This window comes from Mycolicibacillus trivialis (assembly GCF_002102395.1).
Lineage (GTDB): Bacteria > Actinomycetota > Actinomycetes > Mycobacteriales > Mycobacteriaceae > Mycobacterium > Mycobacterium triviale.
On record NZ_LQPZ01000030.1, the window covers coordinates 19637 to 39525 of the forward strand.

Here is a 19889-nt window from a genome sequence, read left to right on the forward strand (position 1 = left end):
ACAGATTTTAGCCGGAAGCGGCCGGGCCGCGCAGCACGCCCCCGCCGGTCAGTCCTCCCGACGGCGCCTGCGGCCGCCGGCGCTGGGGCTGACCTCGAACCGGGCCAGCAGATCGGCCACCGACTGGCCGCTGCTGCGTCGTCCGCCGGACTCCTCGGGTTCGGACGCCGGGGCCGGCTCCGGCGCCGGCTCGAACGACCGCGGCGGTTCCTCGGGTTCCGCGGCGCGGCGGCGGTGCCGGGCGGCGGGTTCCGGGCGGGTCGGCATCGGCGGCGTGTAGCCGGCCGCGGGCGGGGCGTGGCGCGGCTGGTGGCGGTCGGGCTCCGGCCAGGCCGGCTCCGGTTCGGCCGGTTCGAACCCGCCCGGTGGCTGTGCGTGCGGGGTGGGCTCGGCGGGGGCCGCGGGCGTGTCGCCGCCGCGGTAGTGGCGGCCCCGACGCGGCTCGGGTTGCTCGTCAGCCGGCGCCCAGTGGCTTCCCGGACTGCCGGGCGGGAGCCACTGCCCCTCACCGCCGAGCGGCTGCCAGCCGGTGTCGGCGGCGGGCGCCGATCGCGCCGGTGCGGGCGGAACCGGCGGGACCGGGCCGGTCTGCCAACTCGCCGCGGCCGGGGCGGGCTCGGGTCGTGGCGGCCAGGCCGGCGGTTCCTGGCGCGGCGGGGCCGGGTCCGGTTCGGCGGCGCGGCGGCGATGCGATCCGCGCTGCTCCTCCGGTGCGGGCCGGGCGCCGTAGGACCGCGGGTCGTAGCCGGGCTGGCGGTGGCTCGCGGCGTCGCGGCGCGGGCCTTCCCGCCCGTCCTGGCGCCCGTCCTGGCGTCCGTCGTGGCGTCCCTCGTGGCGCCCATCGTGTTGCGGCCATTCGGCGGCCGGCTCGGGGGTTTCCGGCGGCGCTTCGGCGGCCGGCGGCACCGGGACCTCGGGCACGTCGATGATCGGGTTCTCGGTGGTCGGGCTGGCCGCCTCGTCGGGCATGACGGTCGAAACCCGCGCCGCCGCAGCCCAATCCGGGCCGGCGCCGGCTTCGTGGGCGCGATCACTGTAGGCCCGTACGGTGCTGCGCTCGGTCTCCAGGGCCGGACGGTGCTCGAATTCGGCGTCGAAGAGCATCTCGAGGTTGGCGCGCAGAGCCACCAGTTCGCTACGCAGCATGGCGATCTCGTCGGCGGCCTCGGCCCGCAACTCCGAGGCCAGCTCGCGGCGCAGCTGCGACTCCACGTTCAGTTCGTACTCGCGCCGGGCAGCGATCTCCCGGTCGAGTTGGAGGTCATAGACCAGTTTCATATCCCGGGCCCGGGCCTCGGCGACATCGCTTTGGCGACGGTAGATCACCGAAACGAACGCACCGACCACCGCGGCCCACAGCGCCAGAACGACCGCCAGCTTGAGCAATTCGATCCGGTCGGTGAACACCAGCGCCGAACTCGCCACCAAAGCGAGCACCAGCAACGTGGTCAGCAGCGTCCAGCCCGGCCTGCGGACGCCGCGCCGGACCCGAGCGCCGCCGGGCAGAACGGTCATGGCCTGACTGTACCGGCCCGAGGTCAGTCCGCGTGTCGGCGCGCTGCGGCGATTCTCAACAGGCCTGTTTCTCGGTGTCCTCGTCGCCCTCCGGGCCGATGCCCGGCGATTTGCAGCAATGCTGCAGCCACAGCGCGGCGACCACCAGGGCCAGCGCGCTCACCGCCGCCACCACCGTGCCCGCGGTGTCCTGCTCCGCGGCGTGCAGCCAGGAGCGCCGCGGCAGCAGGTAGGCCAGCACCGCGAGCCACCAGCCGAGCACCACCGCGCCCACCCACGCCGAAGCCTTGGCGACGACCAGGCTGCGCGCAGCGGCCAGCGGGTGCAACCGGCCCGGGCCGACACCGATCTCGGCGGCGTTGATCTTGGCGCGCAACTGAAAACCCCAGCCGGCCTCCACCGCGGCGACCACCAGCAGCGACAGCCCGGTCCACACCGTGATCGGCGGAAACAGCCGATACAACGGCCCGACCAGCAGGTAGCAGAGCAGGCCGGTGCCGACGACGGCAGCGATCAGTTCACGTTTGCGGGTGGGCCCCATCACCGGTCCGTCCCACCGGTGGCGCGCAACGTCAACCCGGTCAGCCGCACCGCGACCCGGTCGGCGGGGTCCAGCTCGGTCACCAGCGTGCTCACCGGCCGCGACTGCCCGGCCACCGGCAGTTCCGCGTCGGGCTCCACCTCCAGCCACGGGATCAGCACGAACGCGCGCAGATGCGCCAGCGGGTGCGGCAGGGTCAGCCCGTCGTCGCGGGACACCACCAGGGTGTCCCCGGCCGGGGAGGTCTGGTGGCACGTCACCAGGTCGACATCCAGCGTGCGCGGCCCCCAGCGCTCCCCCCGCACCCGGTCGGCGGCGTCCTCAAGTTCGTGCGCCCGGCGCAGCCAGCCCTGACCGTCGTAGTCCGGGTCCTCGGCGATCAGCGCGGCGTTGAGGAACCGGCCCTGCTCCAGCCCGCCCCACGGGTCGGTTTCGTACACGCCGGAGACGGCGCGCACCGCCGGCCCCAGCCCGTCGAGCACCGATTGGAGCCGGGCCAGCCGGTCCCCCAGGTTGCTGCCGATCGACAGCACCACCCGCGTCATGCCGGCACCACCCGGCCACGCCCGCCGCGCCGGGAGCGGCGGATGACCACCGCGACGTCGGCGAAGTCCTGCTGGATGGGCGCCTGCGGCTTGTGCACGGTGACCTCGACCGCCTCGACCCGCGGATCGCCGATCACCTCGTCGGCGATCTCGGCGGCCACCGTCTCGATGAGGTTGCGGGCCGGTCCGGCGACGACGGCGGCGGCCCGGTCGGCCAGCAGCCCGTAGTCGTAGGTCTCGGCGAGGTCGTCGCCGGCCGCGGCGGCGGTCAGGTCCAGCCACACCGTGATGTCCACGACGAAGTCCTGCCCGTCGGCGCGTTCGTGGTCGAACACCCCGTGGTGGCCGCGAACGGTCAGCCCGCGCAACTCGATCCGGTCAGTCATCGCGCTCCCCACCGAGAGCCCACGCGTCGACCACCTTCAGGGCGTCCACCGAGGCCCGCACATCGTGGACACGCACCCCCCACGCCCCGTGCAGTGCGGCCAGCGCCGAGATCACCGCGGTCGCCGTCTCCCGGCCGTCGGGCGGCCGCACGGCCCCGTCCGGGCCGGCCAGCAGCGCACCGAGGAATCGTTTGCGCGACGCCCCGACCAGCACCGGCACCCCGGTGGCGACCAGTTCCGGCAGCGCGTGCAGCAGCGTCCAGTTGTGCAGGCCGGTCTTGGCGAAGCCCAGGCCCGGATCGATGACGACCTTGTCCGGGGCGACACCGGCGGCCACCACGGTGTCCACCGCGGTAAGCAATTCGGCCCGCACGTCGGCCACCACGTCGCGGTAGCGGGGCACCCGGTGCGGGTGCTGCGCGGCGACCGGCCGCCAGTGCATCAGCACGCACCGCACCCCGCTCTCGGCGAGCAGGGGCGCCATGTCCGGGTCGGCGCGGCCACCGGAGACGTCGTTGACCATGCTCGCCCCGGCGTCGAGGGCGGCCGCGGCGACCGCGGCGTGCATGGTGTCGATGCTGACCGTGAGGCCGTGCGCGGCCAGCGCCGAGACGACCGGCACCACCCGGGCGACCTCCACCGCGGTGTCGACGCCCTGGGCGCCCGGCCGGGTGGACTCCCCGCCGACGTCGATGATCGCCGCGCCCGCGGCGGCCAGCGCCAACCCGTGTTCGACGGCGCGGCCGGTCTCCAGGTAGCGCCCGCCGTCGGAGAACGAGTCGGTGGTGACGTTGACCACCCCCATGACCTGCACATCGGTGGATCTCACTTGTGCAGGATCAGATTCAACGCTTCCGCGCGCAGCGCCGTGTCGGTCTTGAACTGGCCGCGCACCGCCGAAGTGGTGGTGACCGCACCGGGTTTGCGGACCCCGCGCATCGACATGCACATGTGCTCGGCCTCGACGACCACGATCACGCCCCGCGGCTTGAGGCGGTTCATCATCGCGTCGGCGATCTGAGCGGTCAGCCGTTCCTGCACCTGGGGGCGCCGGGCGTACAGGTCGACGACCCGGGCGATCTTCGACAGGCCGGTCACCCTGCCGTCCTCACCCGGGATGTAGCCGACGTGCGCCGATCCGCGGAACGACACCAGATGGTGTTCGCACATCGAGTACATCGGGATGTCTTTGACCATCACCAGTTCGTCGTGCTGCTCGTCGAAGGTCGTGTTGAGGACGTCGTCGGGGTCGGTGTAGAGCCCGGCGAACATCTCCTGGTAGGCCCGCGCGACCCGCGCCGGGGTGTCGCGCAGCCCGCAGCGTTCCGGGTCCTCGCCGATCGCGAGGAGCAACTCCCGGACCGCGGCCTCGGCGCGGGCCTGGTCGAAGACCGGTCGCTCCGACGGCGCCGGTCGGGCGTCGAACTGCGCATCGATCCCGGTGTCGAACCGAGTCATCGAACCTCCATGGGTTAGCCGCGCGCCGGCGGGGTCTGCCGGCTCTCCTCACCGTGTTGCCCCGGCTGGCTGCCCGGTTCGCCCTGCCCGGGGACCGGGTAGGGCTGGCGGGGCGGGTAGCCCTGGTTCGGGTCCTGCCCGTGGCGCGGACCGGGGTGCGGCGGGTACCACGGTCCGGGCGGGCCGGGCTGCTGCGGGTAACTCGGATGCTGCGGTGGCGGCGGCCAGCCCGGCGCGTACCAGCCGGCCGGCGCGCCGTAATCGGGCTGGGTCGGCTGGGGTTGCTGGGAGCCGCCATTGTGCGGTGGGTGCGGTGGGTGCGGTGGGTGCTCCGGGGTGCCGTTGGCCTCGCGGCGGGCCCGTTCGGCCTCGGCGCTGGCCTCGGCGATGGCGGCTTTGAAGGCCGGCTCGGCGACCGGCTGGGGCCATTCCTCACCGCGCTCGATCGCCAACTCCCCGGGGGTCTTGATCGGCGGCTTGTCCGACGGGGTGCGGCCCCCGAAGTCGTCGAACAGGGTCATCCGCGGCCGCTTCTCGACCCGGGCGAACAGTTCCTCCAGTTCGGCGCGGTGCAGGGTCTCCTTCTCCAGCAGCTCACCGGCGAGGGTGTCCAGGACGTCGCGGTGCTCGGTGAGGATCGCCCAGGCCTCGGTGTGGGCGGCCTCGATGAGCTTGCGGACCTCCTCGTCGATCTCCCGGGCCACCTCGTGGGAGTAGTCCGGGGCGCTGCCCATGGTGCGGCCCAGGAACGGGTCGCCGTGGTCGGTGCCGTAGCGCACCGCGCCCAGCTTGGCGCTCATGCCGTACTCGGTGACCATCGCCCGGGCGATCTTGGTGGCCTGCTCGATGTCGGAGACCGCGCCGGTGGTCGGCTCGTGGAAGACCAGCTCCTCGGCGGCGCGGCCGCCCATCGCGAACACCAGCTGCGAGATCATCTCCGACCGGGTGCGGAGGCTCTTGTCCTCCTCCGGCACCGCGACCGCATGCCCGCCGGTGCGCCCGCGCGCCAGGATCGTGACCTTGTAGATGGGGTCGATGTCGGGCATCGCCCACGCGGCCAGGGTGTGTCCGCCCTCGTGGTAGGCGGTGATCTTCTTCTCGTGCTCGCTGATGATGCGGCTCTTGCGGCGCGGCCCGCCGATCACCCGGTCCACCGCCTCCTCCAGCGCCGGGCCGGTGATCACGGTGCCGTTCTCCCGGGCGGTCAACAGCGCCGCCTCGTTGATGACGTTCTCCAGGTCGGCGCCGGACATCCCGACGGTGCGTTTGGCCAGGCTCTCCAGGTCGACGTCGGGGGCCATCGGCTTGCCCTGGGAGTGCACCCGCAGCACCGCGCGCCGCCCGGCGATGTCGGGGTTGGAGACCGGGATCTGCCGGTCGAAGCGGCCCGGACGCAGCAGCGCCGGGTCGAGGATGTCGGGGCGGTTGGTCGCCGCGATCAGGATGACCCCGGCCCGGTCGCCGAACCCGTCCATCTCCACCAGCAGCTGGTTGAGGGTCTGTTCGCGTTCGTCGTGGCCGCCACCGAGGCCGGCGCCGCGCTGCCTGCCGACCGCGTCGATCTCGTCGACGAAGATGATGCACGGGCTGTTCTGCTTGGCCTGCTCGAACAGGTCGCGCACCCGCGAGGCGCCCACCCCGACGAACATCTCGACGAAGTCCGAGCCGGAGATGGTGAAGAACGGCACCTCGGCTTCGCCGGCCACCGCCCGGGCCAGCAGCGTCTTACCGGTCCCCGGCGGGCCGAACAGCAGCACGCCCTTGGGGATCTTGGCGCCCAGGGCCTGGTACCGGCTCGGGTTCTGCAGGAAGTCCTTGATCTCGTAGAGCTCCTCGACCGCTTCGTCGACCCCGGCGACGTCGGCGAAGGTGGTCTTCGGCATGTCCTTGGAGAGCTGTTTGGCGCGGGACTTGCCGAACCCGAAGCCCATCCGGGCCCCGCCCTGCATGCGGGAGAACATCACGAACAACGCCACCAGCAGCAGCAGCGGCAGCATGTAGATCAGCAGCGTGCCCAGGATGCTGCCCTGGTTGACGGTGGTGTTGACGTCCGCCTTCTTGGCGATCAGGGAGTCATAGAGGGTGACCGCGTAGCCGGACGGGTATTTGGTGATGACCTGGTCGGCGCCCTCGGTGGCGTCGTTGCCCGCCTTGAGGGTCAGCCGTAGCTGTTGTTCACGGTCGTCGATCTGGGCGCTTTCGACGTTGTCGTCGGCGATCTGGGCGACGGCCACCGAGGTGTCCACCGGCTTGAACTTGCGGGTGTCGTCGCTGAGGTAGAACAACGACCAACCCACCAGCACCACCACGGCGATCACGGTGACGGTACGGATCACGTTTTTGCGGTTCATCAAATTCCGACCGTGGTCGGCCCGATCCTTCCAGTACAGGCAGCTGCAGTCCTCAAGGCTACCGCGACGGTCTGCACCGATCGTCGCGAAGCCGGACGGCCGGCTGTGCTTGGGTGGGGACATGGCTGGCAGCGTGGACACGGCGACCGAACGCTTCATCGACACCAACGGGGTGCGACTGCGGGTGCTGGAGGCCGGCGAACCCGGTGCGCCGGTGGTGCTGCTCGCGCACGGTTTCCCCGAGTTGGCCTACTCCTGGCGGCATCAGATCCCGGCGCTGGCCGCCGCCGGTTACCACGTGCTCGCCCCCGACCAGCGCGGCTACGGCGGCTCGTCGGCGCCCGCCGAGATCGAGGCCTACGACATCCACGCCCTCACCGCCGACCTGGTCGGCGTGCTCGACGCGGTCGGCGCCGAGCGCGCGGTCTGGATCGGCCACGACTGGGGCGCGCCGGTGGTGTGGAACGCCGCGCTGCTGCACCCCCACCGGGTGGCCGCGGTGGCCGGGCTGAGTGTGCCGCCCACCCCGCGCCCGCAGGAGGCGCCGACCGCGGCGTGGCGGCGGCTCTTCGGGGACCGCTTCTTCTACATCCTGTACTTCCAGCAGCCCGGGGTGGCCGACGCCGAACTCGACGCCGACCCCGAGCGCACCATGCGGTCGATGTTCGGCGGGCTGACCGCCCCCGGCGACGCGGCCGCCGCGGCCGTCATGCTCGATCCCGGCCCGGCCGGTTTCCTGGACCGGATACCCGAGCCGGATGCCCTGCCGGACTGGATCACCGCTGACGAATTCGCCTACTACGTCGCCGAATTCGGCCGCACCGGGTTCACCGGCGGGCTGAACTGGTACCGCAACTTCGACCGTAACTGGTCGACCACCCCGCAGCTGGCCGACGCGAGCACCGATGTCCCCGCGCTGTTCCTGGCCGGCGCGGCCGACCCGGTGCTCGGCTTCACCCGCCGGGACCGGGCCCGGGAGGTCGCGGCCGGGCCGTACCGGGAACTGCTCATCGAGGACGCCGGGCACTGGCTGCAGCAGGAGCGTCCCGACCAGGTCAACGCCGCGCTGCTGGAGTTCCTCGCCGAGCTGCGCTGAACGCCGCCGCTGCCGGGGTGGCGCGGCGGGCGGTCCACCCGGCGGGCACGTAAGGTGCCAGGCATGCCGATCGCAGCACACCCCCGCAGATCGCTCCGCTGGATGATCGCCCCGGCGGTGGCCGCGGTGACCATCGGCGGGCTCGCCGGATGCGACGCCGACAGCCCCGCCGACGGCTCCCCGCGCGAGGTCACCGTCGTCGGCAGCGGGGAGGTGCAGGGCAGCCCGGACACCCTGACCGCCGAGGTGGGCATCGAGTTCACCGCCGCGGACGCCTCGACGGTGATGAACCAGACCAGCGAGCGCCAACACGAGCTGATCACCGCGCTCACCGACGCCGGGGTCGACGAGCGCGACATCGCCACGGCCCGGGTCAGCCTGCAGCCGCAGTACGCCAACGACCCGGCCGGGGCGTCGGTGATCACCGGCTACCGCGCCACCAACTCGATCCGGGTCACGATCCGCGAACTCGACTCCGCCTCCGAGGCGCTGTCGCTGATCGTCAGCACCGGCGGCGACGCCACCCGCATCGACTCGGTCAGCTACTCCATCGACAACGACTCCGACCTGGTGCGCGACGCCCGGGAGCGGGCCTTCAACGACGCGAAGGACCGCGCCGACCAGTACGCCGAGCTGGCCGGGCTGCGGCTGGGCAAGGTGCTGTCGATCTCGGAGTCCGGCGGCGACGACGCGCAGCGCCCGATGCCGGCGCAGCGCGCGATGGCCGATGTGCCGCTGGAGCCCGGCGAGCAGACCGTGAGCTTCTCGGTGACCGCGGTCTGGGAGCTGAAGTAGCCGGCCTCGGCTACTGGCCCTGGTAGATCCGCGGGTCCAGGGTGCCGATGTAGGGCAGGTCGCGGTAGCGCTCCAGGTAGTCCAGGCCGTACCCGACGACGAATTCGTTGGGGATGTCGAAGCCGACGTAGCCGATCTGCACCCCGGTGCGCATCGCGTCGAGCTTGCGCAGCAGGGTGCACACCCGCAGCGATCGGGGCTGGCGCGCCGCCAGGTTGCGCAGCAGCCACGACAGCGTCAGCCCGGAGTCCACGACGTCCTCCACGATCAGCACGTCGCGGTCGCTGATGTCGCGGTCGAGGTCTTTGAGGATGCGCACCACCCCCGACGAGGAGGTGGACGAGCCGTAGGAGGAGACCGCCATGAACTCGAACTGGGTGGGCAGCGGGATCGCCCGGGCCAGGTCGGTGACGAACATGACCGCGCCCTTGAGCACCGTCACCAGCAGCAGGTCGCGGCCGTCGGCCGCGGCGAGCTCGGCGTAGTCGCGACCGATCTGGGCCCCCAACTCGGCGGTGCGCTCCTGGATCTGGTCCTCGCTCAGCAGCACCGATTTGATGTCGCCCGGGTACAGCGGCCCTGTCACGCCCACAGCGTGCCATGCCGCCGGGTCAACGACCAAGGTCGGGTCGCGCGGCGACCGGCTCGGTGCGCAACACCAGCCGCCCACCGGTGCGCGCGGCGACCAGCCGCTGCCGCGGCAGTGCGGACGGGACGGCCACCGCGCCCTGGCCGCGCCAGGCGGTGACCAGCGCGTCGACCCGGCGGATCTGCTCGTCGGTGAGGCCGGTGGCGCCGCCGGCCAGCAGCCAGGCCCGCAGCACCCGCCGCCGGATCGGCGCGGGCAGCGCGCCCAGGCCCGCCGAATCGAGGGCCCGCGGATCGGCGGTGTCGCGAAGCCGGGCCTCGGCCAGGCCGTCGAGGTAGTCGGTGTCCTCGCCGACGGCCGCGGCGGTGCGGGCCAGTGCCTCGGCGACCCCGCCGCCGAGCACCTCCTCGAGCAGGGGCAGCACCTCGCGGCGCAGCCGCACCCGGGTGAAGCGGTGGTCGCTGTTGTGCGGGTCGTGCCAGGGGGTCAGGCCCAGTTCGGTGCAGGCCGCCGCGGTGAGCCGGCGGCGCACCCCCAGCAGCGGGCGGCCCCACGGCGCGACGTAGGGGCGCATGCCGGCGATCGAGCGCGGCCCCGAACCGCGGCCCAGCCCGAGCAGCACGGTCTCGGCCTGGTCGTCGAGGGTGTGGCCGAGCAGCACCGGCCGCCCGGCGTGCGCGTCGCGCAGCGCGGCGTAGCGCGCCGTGCGGGCCGCGGCCTCCGGTCCGCCCGCCCCGGCCACCGTCACCCGCAGGATGCGGGCGTCGACGCAGCCCAGGTCGACCGCGTGGGCGCGAGCCGCCTCGGCCACCGCCGCCGAGCCGTCCTGCAGTCCGTGGTCGACGATCAGCGCCACCGTGTCCGCCAGCCCGGCCGCCGCGGCGGTCAGCGCCAGCGAGTCCGGTCCGCCGGACAGCGCCACACACCACCGGTCGGCGTCGGGCAGGTGGGCGGCGCGGAAGCCGGTGACCGCGGCGCGCAGCCGGTCTAGAGCACCCGGGCGATCCACTGCTCGGGGTTCTCGATCTCGGCGGGCAGCGGCAGGGTCTGCGGACCCGACCACACCGTGTTGAACCGGTCCATGCCCACCCGCTGCACGACGTGGTCGACGAACGCTTTGCCGCGGGTGTACTGGCTGAGTTTGGCGTCGATGCCCAGCAGGGCGCGCAGCAGCCGTTGCAGCGGCGGCTGCTTGCGTTTGCGCCGGTCGTCGAAGCGGCGGCGGATGGTGGCCACCGACGGCACCGCGTCCGGGCCGACCCCGTCCATCACGTGGTCGGCGTGGCCTTCGAGCAGGGTGCCCAGCACCAGCAGCTGGTCGAGGGCCTCGCGCTGCGGGGCGGACTGCAGCGCGCGGACCATGCCCAGGATGCCGGTGGTGGCGGGGTCCGGGTCGCGGCGGCTGCGGGCGAACTCGGCGAGCCGGCCCACCACGTCGGTGAAGTCGTCGCCGGCGTCGCTGGTCAACACCGCCAGTGCGCCGGCCATGTGGTCGGGCAGCCACGGGTTGGCGGTGAACTGCACCCGGTGGGTGACCTCGTGCAGGCAGACCCAGAGCCGGAAGTCGGCGGGTTCCACCCGCAGCTGGCGTTCGACGGCGATGACGTTCGGTGAGACCAGCAGCAGCGCGCCTGCGCCGTCGTCGGCGAACGGGTCGTACTGGCCGAGGATGCTCGAGGAGATGAACGCCAGCACCGCGCCGGTCTGCGCGCCGGCGAGGCGGCTGCTGATGAAGCCGCGCGGCTTGTCGGTGCCGCCGGTCATCACCCGCATCGACTCGGCGGCCGCGGCGATCCAGCCGGGCCGGTCCACGACCCGGGTCGCCGGGGTCACCGCACTGCGCACCGACAGCCCGGTCACCTCCGCCACCAGCGGCAGCGCCGTCTGGGCGGCGGTGTGCAGTTCCTCAACGGCCTGGCGGCGGGTGTAGTCGGTCGACGGCGGCGCCGGGCGGGCCAGCCGGGCGCCGACCGTGGTGGCGAAGCGCCAGTCGACGGCGCGGCCGACGGTGAGCTCGGGGGTGCCGGTCACGACCCGCACCCGCAGGACCGCAGCGTCGCCGCGACCGCGTCGATCGCCGTGCGTCCGGTGGGCCCGGCGTCGTTGGAGATCAGGGCGAAGGTCAGCACCCGGCCGCGGCGGTCGGTGACCACCCCGGCCAGGGCGTTGGTCGCGGTCAGCGACCCGGTCTTGGCGCGCAGCCACCCTGCCGCGTTGCGGTCGGCGTCGGGGTCGAGGAACCGGTCGGAGAGGGTGCCGCTGCCGCCGGCGACCGGGAGCAGGTCCAGCAGCGGCCGCAGCCGTGGCTCGCCGGGTCCGGCGGCGCGCTGCACCACCCCGTCGAGGGTGCGGACGGTCAACCGGTCGTCCAGGGACAGCCCGCTGGAGTCGACCAGGACCGACCCGGCGGTGTCGATGCCCGCGGTGTGCAGCACGGCCAGCACCGCCTCGACACCGCCGGTGAAGGACTGCGGGTGGTTGGCGGCGGCGGCGACCTCGCGGGCGATGCACTCGGCCATCACGTTGTCGGAGGCGGCCATCATCTGCCGCAGCCGCAGAATCAGTGGCGCGGATTCGACCGCGCCGAGCTGGCGGGCCCCGGCGGGTGCGGCGCCGACGGTGACCGCGGCGGGGTCCAGGCCGAGCGCGGCGGCCAGTGCCCGGCCGGCGTCGAGCGCCGGGGTGGTGGAGCGTTTGGATTCCACCGTGGTGGGCTGGATGCGGCCGGCGTCGACCATCACCGCCTCGATCGGGGCGATGTCCCCGCCGTCGATGTCCAGCGGGTCCCAGCCGGGGGCCATGGTGGGTCCGCTGAAGGCGCCGACGTCGACGCGCACCCGGGTCGGGGTCACGCCGCTGACGCGGACCTGGTCGGCGAGGTCACTGATCCGGGCGGCCCCGGCGTACCAGGTGTCCTGGCCGGGCCCGGCCGCCGACAGCACCGGGTCACCACCGCCGATCAGCACCACCGCGCCGGGATCGCGGTCGTCGGCGACCACCCGGGTGGTCAGCCGGGCCTCGCGGTCCAGGCTGAGCAGCGCCGCCGCGGCGGTGAGGACCTTGTTGGTGGAGGCGGGCAGCATCGGGATGTCGTCGTGCTGGGCCCACAGTTCGGTGGCGGTCGCCGCGTCGGTGACCCGGCCGCCCAGGAAGCCCAGGTCGGGGTCGGCCAGCGCGGCGGTCAGGGCGGCCGCGAGCCCCGCGGCGGTGGGCGCGGGCGCGCTGTCGGAAACCGGGACCACCCCGGGCCCCGCGACGGCCGCCGGCGGCGGTGCGGCCTGCGCGCCGGGGCCGCGGCCGCTCTCGGTGAGCACGACCATCCACGTGAGCAGCGCGACGACGACCAGCAGGACGGTCACCCCGATCGCCACGTGGGTCGACCGGCGCCAGTGCGTGGGACGCATAACTCTCCTGACTGTCTGGTGCAATTCTGCCCGAGCGGCCCGCGCCGGCCCGGGTGCGGTCGCCAACCGCGGACGGCGAGCCTTAAACTCAGCCGGACTCAACCCGGACTCAGCGCAGGCAAGGAGCCAGCACCGTGCAATTCGACGTGACCATCGAGATCCCGAAGGGGCAGCGCAACAAGTACGAGATCGACCACGAGACCGGGCGGGTGCGGCTGGACCGCTACCTGTACACGCCGATGGCCTACCCGGCCGACTACGGGTTCATCGACAACACCCTCGGTGAGGACGGCGACCCCCTCGACGTGCTGGTGTTGCTGCCGCAGTCGGTGTTCCCCGGGGTGCTCATCGAGGTGCGCCCGGTGGCGATGTTCCAGATGACCGACGAGGCCGGCGGTGACGACAAGGTGCTGTGCGTGCCGGCCGGGGACCACCGCTGGGACCACATCAACGACCTCGCCGATGTGCCGGCCGACGAGCTCGACGCGATCAAGCACTTCTTCATGCACTACAAGGACCTGGAGCCGGGCAAGTTCGTCAAGGGCGCCGACTGGGTGGGCCGCGCTGAGGCCGAAGCCGAGGTGCAGCGTTCCTTCGAGCGATTCGAGAAGGCCGGGCACTGACCGGCACCCCGCCGCGGCACACCGCCGCATCGTGCGGGGAGCCGGCGCGCGCGTGAAGTGTCAGGGCGGAAATCCGTTGCCCGGATCGCCCTGCAGCTTCACTCGGCGTCGAGACGGCGGGGCGCGCTCAGCGCACAGCCGGGCTGCGCGCCGACTCGCCGTCGACCACCCGGCTCTTGTACAAGCTGGCGACGGTGGTGATGATGATCGTCGCCGCGATCACCGCCAGGCTCACCCAGGTGCGGATCTCCGGTATCGCCAACGCGATCGGGCGGCCGCCGTTGAGGAACGGCACGTCGTTGGAGTGCAACGCCTGCAGCAGCATCTTCACCGCGATGAAGCACAGGATGAAGGTCAGCCCTTGGCGCAGGTACACCAGCCGCTGCAGCAGCTTGCCGAGCAGGAAGTACAGCTGACGTAAGCCCATCAACGCCAGGGCGTTCGCCGTGAAGACCAGATACGGCTCCCGGGTGAGACCGTAGACGGCCGGGATCGAGTCCAACGCGAAGATCACGTCGGTGGTGCCCAGCGCCAGAACAACCAGGAACATCGGTGTGATGACCCGCTTGCCGCCCTGCTTGACGTACAACTTCAGACCGCTCCAGTCGTCGGTGGCCTTGAAGTGGGTCCGGGCGAATCGCACCACCTTGTTCTCGGCGTCCTCGTCGGAGGGCGGGCGGCGGGCCATCGTGATCCCGGTGTAGAGCAGGAACGCGCCGAAGATGTAGAAGATCCAGGAGAACTGCTGGATCGCGACGGCGCCCAGCGCGATGAACACGCCGCGGAGCAGCAGCGCCAACACGATGCCGACGAACAGCGCCTCCTGTTCGTATCGTTTGGGCACCTTGAAGCTGGCGATGATGAGCACGAAGACGAACAGGTTGTCGACCGACAGGCTGTACTCGGTGATCCACCCCGCGAAGAACTGCATCCCGTACGTTCTGTCGTGGCCGAACCACACCCACAGGCCGAACGCCACCGCGAGCAGCAGGTAGCCGGTGAGCGCGATCGCGCATTCCCGCGTCGAAGGCTCGTGGGGCCGGCGGGCGATGATCGCCACGTCGAACAGCAAAATGGTGGCCGCCACCGTCAACGTGACGATCCACTCCAGCGTCGATACCTGCAACGGCCGGGCCTCCGGTCAGCGGGAGGGGTACGAGGTTGTCCGCCCCGTGGTCCGCCACCGTGGCGGACCGAACCCTTCCCTTCAGTGCCCAGTGTGGCAGGTCGGCGCGGTTCCGGTCCCGCTCCGGGCGCCGGTTTCCCCAGTGTTCGCCCGCAGGTAACGGCGCGGGCGCCTGCCGGTCGCGTGCGATCCGCCGCACCGCCGAGCCATCCGGGCGGTGGTCAATTCCGCGGGCCGACCAACTCCCGCGCCGCGCCGGCCGACGACCGGGCCGGCCCCGGCCCGTGGCGCGGTGTCCCGGTACGCCGTCCCGGCCCCGGCCGCGCGGACCCGGCATCCGGCTGGGCTTCCGCGGTCGGCTGCTCCTCCGTGGCCTGCGCCGCGGCGCGCTGCCGTGCGGCGGACACCCCGCCGGCGACCGCGACGGCGGCGGTCGCCGCCCCGGCGGTACTCAGCGCCTGCGCCCAGCCGAGCGGGCCGACCGGCGTGCAGCCGAGCAACTGGCTGACGCCCGGCGTGCTGACCATGAGCGCGAACGCGGCGAATGAGCCGGCGGCGGTGAGCAGGACCAGCGGAGCCTGCGAGTCCACCACGGTTTGGCCCAGCTCGGTGGTGACCAGGCTGATCAAGGCCACCGTCGATGCCCGTTGCGGCGTTCCGGTCGGCGCGGCCATCGCCCAGGCGGTGGTGCCGGCGGCGGCCGTGACCGCGCCCCGGAACGCCACCGCGCGCCACAGTGCCCGTTCGTCCATACCGAACGCGACGCGCTGCACGGGCCCGGCCGGCGTGCTCACGGCGACCGCGGTGGCGGGCAGTGCGTCGGTCAGGGTGTTCATCAGCAGTAGCTGGCGGGTGTTCAGCGGCGAGTTGCCGGTCAGTGCGGTGCCGATGATGGAGAAGATCACCTCACCCGCGTTGCCGCCGAGCAGCCCGGAGACCGCGGTCTGCACTCCGCGCCACAGCCGTCGGCCCTCGTCGACGGCGGCCACCAGCGCCTCGATCCGGCCGTCGGTCAACACGAGATCGGCCGTGGCGTGCGCGGCGTCGCTGCCCCGGGCCACCACACCGATCCCGACGGTGGCGGCGCGGATGGCTGCGGCGTCGTTGGCGCCGTCGCCGACCATGGCGCATACCTTGCCGGTCCGCTCCAAGGTTTGCACGATCTGCACCTTGTTCTCCGGCGACATCCGGGCGAACACGATCCGGTCGACGGCCGCCCGCTCTTGTTCCTTGCGCGACAACGCGTTCCATTCCGATCCGGTGATCACCTGGTCGGCGCTGACCCGCACGCCCAGCTCGCCGGCGATCGCGGTCGCGGTGACCGGGTGGTCACCGGTGATCATCCGGACACTGACGCCCCGGTCGGCCAGGTCGGCCAGCAGCCGCGGCGACTGCGGCCGCGGGGTGTCCGCCAGCCCGAGGAACCCGATCAGGCTCAACCCGGCGCCGCTGACATCGGCGATGGCGTCCGGGTCGTCCTGCAGCGTCGCCACCTGCCGGGCGCTGAGCTCGCGTTGAGCGACGGCGATCACCCGCAGGCCTTGAGTGGCCATCCCGGTCACGGTGTCGTCGATGTCTTCCGGGAGCCCCGAACAGGCCGCCAAGACCACTTCGGGAGCACCCTTGACGGTCAGGTGCGCACCGCAGACCGACGCCGAGAAGGCCCGTCCGGAGCGGAACGGCAGGTGCACGTCGGGTTCGCGCCACGGTGGTGCATCCTCGACGCCGGCTGCGCCCTCGATGATGGCCTGATCGGTGGCGTGCGCATGCTGCGCCTCCTCCGGCGCGGGCGCGGCCTGCATCGCGGCTACCAAGACGTCGTCGGAGGCGTGACCGGGCAGTGGCTGAACTGCGGTGACCCGCAACCGGTTCTCGCTGAGGGTTCCGGTCTTGTCGAAGCAGACCACGTTGAGCCGCCCGAGCGCCTCGACCGAGCGCGGCACCCGCACCAGGGCACCGGACCCGCTCAGTCGCCGGGCCGAGGCGTGCTGCGCCAGGGTGGCCATCAATGGCATCCCCTCCGGAACCGCGGCGATGGCCACCGCGATGGTGTTGCCGAGCGCCTGGCGCAGCCCGCCGCCGCGCAGCAGGCCGAGCGCACCGACCAGCACACCGCCGCCGGCGCTGACCGGGAACGCCCGGGCCATCAGCTGGCTGAGCTGGTGCTGCAGGCCCACTTCGGGCAGCTCGCCGGAGGCCAGTTCGGTGGCCCGCCGGGCCTGCGTACCCGCCCCAACGGCGGTCACCATGGCGGTCGCCGTTCCCGTCACCACCGTGGTCCCGGCGTAGAGCATGCAGCGCCGCTCGGCCAGCTCGGCGCCCGGAGTGGCCGCCACCTGCTTGTTCACCGACAGGGATTCCCCGGTCAGGGACGACTCGTCGACCTCGAGATCGGACTCGGTGATCACCCGCGCGTCCGCCGGCACCACTTCGTTACTGCGCACTTCGATCACATCGCCGGGCTGCAGCTGATCGGCCGGCACGTCGCGATAGGCCTGCCCATCACCGTTGGCAACCACCTGCCGGGCCGGCGGAGCCTGCTGGGCCAGAAGGAGATTCAGTCGGCTCTCGGCGCGCAACCGCTGGCCGGCGGCGAGCATGGCGTTGCCGGTCAACACCGTGCCGACCATCATCGCGTCGATCGGCGACCCCAACACCGCGGTGGCCGCCGAACACAGCGCCAGCACCGGGGTGAGCGGATCGGCCAATTCGGTGCGCACCGCGCGGGCGAATTGCACCACCGGGTGCGACGGTTCGGGTTCGGGCGGGGTGACGAATGCGGCCGCCACACCGTTCTCCTCGCCGTCGGGCATCAGCACATCGCGCACCTGCTCCACCGACATGGCGTGCCAGTCGTAACTGGGCGCCGGGGTCGGCGGGCGGACACCGAGGGTGCGGCGGGCCAACAGGTGACCGGAGATCAGGCCGGCCGCGGCGCCGAGGGTGACCGGCCCGGGGCCGCGGCCACGGGGCCGACGCACGCCGGGCACCATGAACAGCGCGCCCATCGATGAGGCTCCGATGGAAATCGAGATGCCTTGCTGTGCCGCTTCTTTAGCAGCAGGAAGGGCATGCAACACATGCCAGGCGGCGGCCAGGCTCGGCAGCAGAAGGTCTGCCTGCCAAGGCGGTTCGCAATCGGCCGCTATGAGGCCCAATCCGAGATCCGCCGAACACAGCGCCTGCCCGGCGGATGCGGAGAGCACGGCGACGGTGTGTCCGGCGCGCTGCAGTTCGACGAGGGTCTCGGCGATGGCGGCATCGATGGCTTCGTCGTCGATAACTTCGTCGTCGACGGCTTCGTCGATGGCGTCATCGCCCCCGTCGGCCCGGCCCACCATCGGAATCTCATCGAAAGCGGTACGAAGCCGGCCCAGAATGCCGATGTCGACCGACGCCAGAATGAGTTCCTCGATGGCGCGCGCGTCGGACACCACAGCGTTGGCCAGGGGATGCAACGCGGGAAGGACCTGCGCCTCGATACGGCCGGAGCGTCCGGTCCGGGGCACCCCGGCGACCGGGTGCCAGCCCGGACGCAGGTCGGGGTCGTCGAGCAACCGCTGCGCCTCGGCCCACGCGGCGGGCAGCTGTGCCGGCGCGGCGCCACGGACCTGCACCACCCGCAGCTTTGTCTGGCACAGCACGCGGGGGTCGATCAACAAGGCATCGACCTGGTGCAGTCGACGCAGGCTTGCCGGCTGCAACGCCAGCACCTCATGCTGATCCGCCAGGCCGCGCCCCAGGGTCGCGGCGAACGCCTCGTTGGTGGTGCGCATCGCCTTCGGCGCCGCCACCACCGCCGCGTTCGCCGTCGTGACGGCGTTGCGGCTCAGGGCCCCGACCAGACCGGCTCCCAGGGCCTGTACCCAGGCGACACGCCTGCCGTGCCGCTCAAGCGGGCCGTCCGGCGCGGGAACCGGCCGGGTCGGCCGGTAGACGGTGTCCTGGCTGGAGTGGCGGGCCAGGGTCGGCTCATGCCGGATCCAGGCCTGCTCGCCGGCGCGGCTTTCCGCCGCTCGCAGTCCCTGTACCACCAGATCCACCGTCAGCGTTGCCGGGGACAGCGTGACGACGTGGGCGACGGTGGAAGTCAGCGACAGCACGGTGTCGGTCGCGCCGGACCCGATCCGCGGGGCCAGAAGACCACGGACCCACGGCTGGTAGTTCGCCAGCGATGCGACCGCGTCGACGGCCACCGGGCCCCGCGGCCAGCGCAGCGCCCGGCCGGCAACCGCGATCGCCAGCCCGGCGGCGTTGGCGCCGACCATTGCGCCCCGGACCGCCAGCAGCAGCCCATCGCCGGGCAGCGCGTCGGCCCGGCCCGGGGTGTCCCCACCGGCGGCCGGGTGACGCTGCTCCGCGTCGGCCACCGCGGTGCACAGCCGGTCCAGGTCGGCCCCGGTGCCGTCGACATCGACCACGGCGCGGGCCAGCGGCCGGTTCAGCCGCACCGCAGTGACCCCGGGCTGCCCCTGCAGGGCGTCGAGCACCGCTGCCCCCAACTCGGAGCCGGTGGGGCCATTGAGGCCGCGCACCTCGATCCAAATCCGGTTGTCGCCTTGCCAGCTGCGTCGGGTCGCCGTCGCGACCGAGGTTCGGCCCGCGAGCACCTTGCCGACTTCCCGGGCTGGGCGGGCTGCCAGATCGAGGGCGGCCGAGGTCACCGAGCCGGCGGTGTCGACGGCGGCGGTCGCCGCTTGGCCGGCGGCGCCAACGGCCGCCTCGATCGCCGTGGCGGTGGCGCGGATGCCCAGCGGGACGGCATGCAGCGGTAGGAATTTCTTCATGTCGAATCGACCTAACGTGGTTCGGGAGCGGTAGCGGCGGTGCCGTCGGTCAGCGCCTGGTCGTCCTGGAGCGGGCCGGCCGTCCGGGGGTGGGCCGGGATGACTTCTTCGCCGGCGTCTTCGTCCCCGTCTTCACCGAGGCCAACTTCGGGGCCTCGTCGGCCGGTTCGGTCGCGGCCTGCGGCGACCGGCGGTTCAGCTGCTGCACCACCAGCGCACCGCCGCCGACGGCGGCGACCACCGGCCAGGCCACCAGTCCGCTGGCGCCCAGCGCGCCCAACGTCAGCGCGGCCGCCGGCGTCGAGTGGCTGCCGGAGCGGACCCCGCGCCGCACCCCGTTGACTGTCCCGGTCACGCCGCCGGCCGCCCCGCTGACGACCGCGCCTCCGACGGCCCCGGCGGCCGCGGTGGTTGCGCCGGCCGCCCAGCCGATCGTGTCAGTTGCTTTGCGGACAGCGCCGCCGATGAGACTCATAGGGACTCCTTGCGCGTAGGGAAACGGGTCGGACATCCACAGCGACGCTGTGGAACCGGCATGCGACGGCACGCCACCCTGCTGTCGGGTGACGCTTCGAATGCGAATACGCGCATCGAGACCTCCGGCCATCACACACCGCCAGAGGTCTCTCCCACCGAAAAAACGGCCCGCGGTGCCGGTCGACCGAGACCGGTC

At 72.8% G+C, this 19889-nt stretch carries 17 protein-coding genes; 3 read left to right on the plus strand and 14 right to left on the minus strand.

Annotation, left to right across the window (positions count from 1 at the left end; all coding sequences use genetic code 11):
* Positions 1-48 precede the first annotated feature (48 nt).
* Genes AWC30_RS11850 through ftsH form a run of 7 tightly spaced genes read right to left on the minus strand, consistent with a single transcriptional unit; the run spans position 49 to position 6796 of the window.
* Positions 49-1515, minus strand: a complete 1467-nt coding sequence (locus AWC30_RS11850) for a DUF6779 domain-containing protein (RefSeq protein ID WP_085110433.1) — start codon at positions 1513-1515, stop codon at positions 49-51.
* 55 nt (positions 1516-1570) lie between these two features.
* Positions 1571-2056 carry a DUF3180 domain-containing protein gene (locus AWC30_RS11855; RefSeq protein ID WP_085110434.1) on the minus strand — a complete coding sequence of 162 codons (486 nt, stop codon included), beginning with the start codon at positions 2054-2056 and terminating at the stop codon, positions 1571-1573.
* Positions 2056-2601 carry a 2-amino-4-hydroxy-6-hydroxymethyldihydropteridine diphosphokinase gene (folK, locus tag AWC30_RS11860; protein ID WP_085110435.1) on the minus strand — a complete coding sequence of 182 codons (546 nt, stop codon included), beginning with the start codon at positions 2599-2601 and terminating at the stop codon, positions 2056-2058. Before folK ends, AWC30_RS11855 begins: the two co-directional genes overlap by 1 nt.
* Positions 2598-2987 (minus strand): dihydroneopterin aldolase, encoded by a 390-nt coding sequence (gene folB, locus AWC30_RS11865; RefSeq protein ID WP_085110436.1) that lies wholly within the window; start codon positions 2985-2987, stop codon positions 2598-2600. The genes folK and folB overlap by 4 nt, the downstream gene beginning before the upstream one ends.
* Positions 2980-3816 carry a dihydropteroate synthase gene (gene folP, locus AWC30_RS11870; RefSeq protein WP_085110437.1) on the minus strand — a complete coding sequence of 279 codons (837 nt, stop codon included), beginning with the start codon at positions 3814-3816 and terminating at the stop codon, positions 2980-2982. The genes folB and folP overlap by 8 nt, the downstream gene beginning before the upstream one ends.
* Positions 3813-4445 (minus strand): GTP cyclohydrolase I FolE, encoded by a 633-nt coding sequence (gene folE / locus AWC30_RS11875; protein ID WP_085110438.1) that lies wholly within the window; start codon positions 4443-4445, stop codon positions 3813-3815. The genes folP and folE overlap by 4 nt, the downstream gene beginning before the upstream one ends.
* 14 nt (positions 4446-4459) lie before the next feature.
* Positions 4460-6796 carry an ATP-dependent zinc metalloprotease FtsH gene (gene ftsH / locus AWC30_RS11880; protein WP_085110439.1) on the minus strand — a complete coding sequence of 779 codons (2337 nt, stop codon included), beginning with the start codon at positions 6794-6796 and terminating at the stop codon, positions 4460-4462.
* A 133-nt stretch (positions 6797-6929) separates the two neighbouring features.
* Here ftsH and AWC30_RS11885 point away from each other — a divergent pair, with 133 nt between their 5' ends.
* Positions 6930-7892, plus strand: coding sequence for an alpha/beta fold hydrolase (locus AWC30_RS11885; protein WP_109562041.1), 963 nt, complete (start codon positions 6930-6932; stop codon positions 7890-7892).
* 63 nt (positions 7893-7955) lie between these two features.
* Positions 7956-8687, plus strand: a complete 732-nt coding sequence (locus AWC30_RS11890; RefSeq protein ID WP_085110441.1) for an SIMPL domain-containing protein — start codon at positions 7956-7958, stop codon at positions 8685-8687.
* 10 nt (positions 8688-8697) lie between these two features.
* Here AWC30_RS11890 and hpt read toward each other — a convergent pair whose 3' ends face one another.
* The 4 genes from hpt to dacB are packed head-to-tail and all read right to left on the minus strand — an operon-like array spanning position 8698 to position 12680.
* Positions 8698-9309, minus strand: a complete 612-nt coding sequence (gene hpt / locus AWC30_RS11895; RefSeq protein ID WP_085110442.1) for a hypoxanthine phosphoribosyltransferase — start codon at positions 9307-9309, stop codon at positions 8698-8700.
* A complete protein-coding gene (tilS, locus tag AWC30_RS11900; RefSeq protein ID WP_085110443.1) occupies positions 9299-10285 on the minus strand; it encodes a tRNA lysidine(34) synthetase TilS in 987 nt (328 codons plus the stop codon). The genes hpt and tilS overlap by 11 nt, the downstream gene beginning before the upstream one ends.
* Positions 10264-11307 (minus strand): Rv3626c family coenzyme F420 biosynthesis-associated protein, encoded by a 1044-nt coding sequence (locus tag AWC30_RS11905; RefSeq protein WP_085110485.1) that lies wholly within the window; start codon positions 11305-11307, stop codon positions 10264-10266. The genes tilS and AWC30_RS11905 overlap by 22 nt, the downstream gene beginning before the upstream one ends.
* Positions 11304-12680, minus strand: coding sequence for a D-alanyl-D-alanine carboxypeptidase/D-alanyl-D-alanine endopeptidase (gene dacB / locus AWC30_RS11910; RefSeq protein ID WP_085110444.1), 1377 nt, complete (start codon positions 12678-12680; stop codon positions 11304-11306). Before dacB ends, AWC30_RS11905 begins: the two co-directional genes overlap by 4 nt.
* A 134-nt stretch (positions 12681-12814) precedes the next feature.
* Here dacB and AWC30_RS11915 point away from each other — a divergent pair, with 134 nt between their 5' ends.
* The gene (locus AWC30_RS11915; protein WP_085110445.1) at positions 12815-13303 is read left to right on the plus strand and encodes an inorganic diphosphatase; all 489 of its coding nucleotides are present in this window, start codon (positions 12815-12817) and stop codon (positions 13301-13303) included.
* 127 nt (positions 13304-13430) lie between these two features.
* On the opposite strand, the gene AWC30_RS11920 is transcribed toward AWC30_RS11915, so the two are convergent.
* The 3 genes from AWC30_RS11920 to AWC30_RS11930 form a co-directional block, all read right to left on the minus strand.
* The gene (locus tag AWC30_RS11920) at positions 13431-14429 is read right to left on the minus strand and encodes a TerC family protein (protein WP_085110446.1); all 999 of its coding nucleotides are present in this window, start codon (positions 14427-14429) and stop codon (positions 13431-13433) included.
* A gap of 221 nt (positions 14430-14650) precedes the next feature.
* Positions 14651-19216 (minus strand): cation-translocating P-type ATPase, encoded by a 4566-nt coding sequence (locus AWC30_RS11925; protein WP_085110447.1) that lies wholly within the window; start codon positions 19214-19216, stop codon positions 14651-14653.
* 49 nt (positions 19217-19265) lie between these two features.
* Positions 19266-19691, minus strand: a complete 426-nt coding sequence (locus AWC30_RS11930; RefSeq protein ID WP_085110448.1) for a hypothetical protein — start codon at positions 19689-19691, stop codon at positions 19266-19268.
* Positions 19692-19889: the final 198 nt, after the last annotated feature.

Excerpts from the sequence above, each read along its gene's own strand:
- folE (WP_085110438.1), bottom strand. The coding sequence starts at position 4,445 with ATGACTCGGTTCGACACCGGGATCGATGCGCAGTTCGACGCCCGACCG.
- AWC30_RS11930 (WP_085110448.1), bottom strand. The coding sequence starts at position 19,691 with ATGAGTCTCATCGGCGGCGCTGTCCGCAAAGCAACTGACACGATCGGC.
- folB (WP_085110436.1), bottom strand. The coding sequence starts at position 2,987 with ATGACTGACCGGATCGAGTTGCGCGGGCTGACCGTTCGCGGCCACCAC.
- folK (WP_085110435.1), bottom strand. The coding sequence starts at position 2,601 with ATGACGCGGGTGGTGCTGTCGATCGGCAGCAACCTGGGGGACCGGCTG.
- AWC30_RS11850 (WP_085110433.1), bottom strand. The coding sequence starts at position 1,515 with ATGACCGTTCTGCCCGGCGGCGCTCGGGTCCGGCGCGGCGTCCGCAGG.
- AWC30_RS11890 (WP_085110441.1), top strand. The coding sequence starts at position 7,956 with ATGCCGATCGCAGCACACCCCCGCAGATCGCTCCGCTGGATGATCGCC.
- ftsH (WP_085110439.1), bottom strand. The coding sequence starts at position 6,796 with ATGAACCGCAAAAACGTGATCCGTACCGTCACCGTGATCGCCGTGGTG.
- AWC30_RS11925 (WP_085110447.1), bottom strand. The coding sequence starts at position 19,216 with ATGAAGAAATTCCTACCGCTGCATGCCGTCCCGCTGGGCATCCGCGCC.
- AWC30_RS11855 (WP_085110434.1), bottom strand. The coding sequence starts at position 2,056 with ATGGGGCCCACCCGCAAACGTGAACTGATCGCTGCCGTCGTCGGCACC.
- dacB (WP_085110444.1), bottom strand. The coding sequence starts at position 12,680 with ATGCGTCCCACGCACTGGCGCCGGTCGACCCACGTGGCGATCGGGGTG.